Origin of the sequence: Trebonia sp. (genome assembly GCF_030042015.1) — a bacterium.
GTDB lineage: Bacteria > Actinomycetota > Actinomycetes > Streptosporangiales > Streptosporangiaceae > Trebonia.
In genome coordinates this window covers 1-3022 of the sequence record NZ_JASIAL010000448.1, presented here as the reverse complement: position 1 = coordinate 3022, position 3022 = coordinate 1, and the positions used below count along the sequence as shown (strand labels likewise).

The following is a 3022-nucleotide window of genomic DNA, read 5'->3' as shown; positions in this document are numbered from 1 at the left end:
CGCACCGCGCCTGGCTGGACCCGCTGCCCGCGCTGATCCCGCTGCACAGCCTGCCGGCCGCGCGGGCACGCGCGGGCGGCGCCCTGCCGCCCGTCGTCTACGGGGCGGAGGACAGGCCCGCCGAGCAGGCGCAGCGGCTCCTCGAGCTCGACCTGGAGGCGGGCACGCACCTGCTGATCGGCGGCGCGCCGCAGTCCGGCCGGACGACCGCGCTGCGCACGATCGCGGCGCGGATCGCGGCTGGCTACTCCCCCAGCGACGTGCACCTGTACGTGCTCGACTGCGACGCGGGCGCGCTGGCGCCGCTGCAGCGGCTGCCGCACTGCGGCGCCGTCGTGCGCCGCAGCGAGAAGGAGCGGGCCGGACGGCTGCTTGACCGGCTCGCCGCGGAGGTCGCCAGGCGCCAGGAGCTGCTGTCGGCCGCCGGCTTCTCCTCGGTCACCGAACAGCGCCGTGCCGTGCCAGGCCCGGACCGGCTGCCCTACCTGGTGCTGCTGCTCGACCGCTGGGAGAGCTTCGCGGAGGACCTCGGGCAGCTCGACAACATGCGGCTGACGGGCTTGCTGAACCGGCTGCTCAGCGAGGGCGCGGGCGCGGGGCTGCGGGTGGTCGCGACCGGCGACAAGACCGCACTGGCGCGGGCTTCCAGCCAGTTTCCGCAGCGGACCGTGCTGCGCCTGGCCAATGCCGGCGATCTGCTGCTCGCGGGCGTCCCCAGGGGCGCGATGCCTGACAAGCCCACCGAGGGGCGCGGTGTCATGCTGCCCGATGGCACGGAAGTCCAGATCGCCTTCGCCGGCGCCGATCCCAGCGGCGGCGCGCAGACCGTGGCGGTCGAGGCGCTCATCCAGCAGGCCGGGGCCGCGTACCCGAATCCGGCGCCGGCGCCGCTGCGGGTCGACCCGCTGCCGTCGCGGATCACGCTCGCCCAGGCGGTTTCACTGCCCGGCTGGTCCGGGCGCGGGCAGCTGCGGCCTGCCGTCGGCGTCGGCGGGGACGACCTCGGCTGGCTCGGCGCCGACCTGACCCGGTTCCCCGGGTTCGCGATCGCGGGGCCGCCGCTGTCCGGCCGCAGCACCGCGCTGCTCGTCATCGCCGCGTCGCTGCTCGAGGCGGGCACCTCGGTCATCGGCCTCGCGCCGCGCGAGTCGCCGCTGCGTGACCTGGCCGGCCAGGCCGGGGTGCTTGCGGTGTTCACCGACCCGAGCCCGGACATGGCCAAACTGCTCGAGCTGCTGCAGCAGGCCGACGGGCCGGTCGCCGTGCTCGTCGACGACGCCGAGACGCTGGTCAACGCGCCGATCGACCAGCTGCTGTCCCAGATCCCCGGCGAGGGCCGCAGCATGGGGCAGGCGCTCGTGGTCGCGGGCACGTCCGCGGAGCTGGCCCGCGGCACGCGGAACTTCACCGTGCTCGCCCGCCAGTTCAAGTGCGGACTGCTGCTCGCCCCCGAGGACGCGCAGCAGGGGACGGCGCTGTTCGGCGCCAGACTGCCGCGCAGCGCCGTCGGCGACCGGGCGGCCTGCCCTGGCCGGGGTTACCTCGTCCAGGCGGGGCAGCCGGTCCTCGTCCAGGTCCCGGAGCCGACCGTCAGTTGGTGAGCCAGCTCGGCAGGTCGCTGACGTGGTTTCCCGCCCACTGCGCGGCATCGGTGACGCCGTCGCCGACCGAGTGGACCACGTGGTTGATCGTCTTCTTGTTGTGATCGACGGCCCACTGAACGCCATAGCTGACCCCGACGCCGACGACGCCAGCGATCACCACGGCGCCGACGCCCACCGCGGCCTCGGGCAGGATCGCCGCCGCGACCGTCACACCGATCGCGCCGATCACCGGAGCGGCCGCGAGCGAAGCGATGCCGCCCGCGTTGTCTTCAATCCCGGCCAGCACCCCGTGCTTGCGGATGGAGTCACGGACCTGCCATACCGTCAGCACCGCCGAGGCGATGAAGGCCACATGGCCGGCCACATCGGCGTAGCCGTCGAATTTGCCTGCCGCCGCCACGGCGGTCTCTGCGTCGTCGAACGCGTCGTCCGCGGCGCCTTCCACGGCCTGGCTGCCGTCCTGCCACGCCGCGGTCTCCAGCCGCATCGCGTCGTCGAGGGCGTCGCTCGCGGTGGTGTCGATGTTGTACTTGAGCACGCTGACGCCGTCGGCGATGAGGCTGAACGGGTCCGTGATATAGCCGCCGAGGTACTGCCCGAGGACCCACGCCACCCCGCCGACCGCGAGGAGCTGGAAGTCCCCCAGGGCCTCGAGCACCGACTCCAGGCCGGTCACCAGGTCATCGACCGCGGCGGTGACGTCGTTCCACATCGCGCCGATGTCGCGCTCGGAGTCCTCCAGGCACTGCCGCAGCGACAGCTGGGTGCCGTCGGGCATGTGCTCGAAGCCCCAGGGCAGCAGGAAGTGCTCGGCGCCGTCGAGCAGGGTCAGCCCGCAGCCGCACCAGTACTGCTCTAGCTGGTAGGCCCGGCGGAGCAGGTCGGCGAGCCGCTCGCCGAACTCGATGATCGCCGAGGCGCCGGACCTGGCGCTGGCGATCAGGTCCTCGTACCGGGCGCGCCGGCTGCCCCAGTCCTGCGTGAAGGCGTCCGCCACGGGCCCGGCCCAGGCCAGCCGAAGCCCGGATCCGCCGGCCCGGTCGGCGGTGTCGAGGTCGCTGTCCAGCTGGTCCATCAGCGTGTTGATCGTGTACCCGGCGTGCAGCCACCCGTCCGGGTCGCCGGCGAGCCCGAGGCTGCCCATCAGGGCCTGCCCCCGGGAACCAGCCACCCCGCCAGCGCCCGTTCGGTGTTCTCGTAGGTGGCGGCGGTGGCGGACAGGTGCCCGGCGACCTCGCCGAGCTCGGCGCCGGCCCGGCCCAGGGCGCCGCCGAGCTCGGCGAGGACCCGGTCAAGCAGCCCTGAGGCGTTGCCGGGCGCCGCGGCGCCCGGCGTGCCGGCGATCTGCCCGCCTGCCTGCCCGAACGACCCGGCGGCCTGGTCCAGCTGTGACGCGCCCCAGTTCAGCGCGCCGAAGT

The 3022-nt window shown here is 74.4% G+C and carries 3 protein-coding genes; 1 reads left to right on the top strand and 2 read right to left on the bottom strand.

The genetic code is table 11. The annotated features are described in order from the left end of the window. Positions 1-1601 (top strand): FtsK/SpoIIIE domain-containing protein (locus Q1N79_RS24130; protein ID WP_300612722.1); only part of this gene is annotated, 1601 nt, incomplete at its 5' end. Here Q1N79_RS24130 and Q1N79_RS24125 read toward each other — a convergent pair. Together Q1N79_RS24125 and Q1N79_RS24120 are read right to left on the bottom strand one after the other, a co-directional pair. Next, positions 1591-2748, bottom strand: a complete 1158-nt coding sequence (locus Q1N79_RS24125) for a hypothetical protein (RefSeq protein ID WP_300612720.1) — start codon at positions 2746-2748, stop codon at positions 1591-1593. The genes Q1N79_RS24130 and Q1N79_RS24125 overlap by 11 nt on opposite strands. After that, a partial coding sequence (locus Q1N79_RS24120; RefSeq protein ID WP_300612718.1) for a hypothetical protein occupies positions 2748-3022 on the bottom strand: 275 nt, incomplete at its 5' end. The genes Q1N79_RS24120 and Q1N79_RS24125, both read right to left, overlap by 1 nt.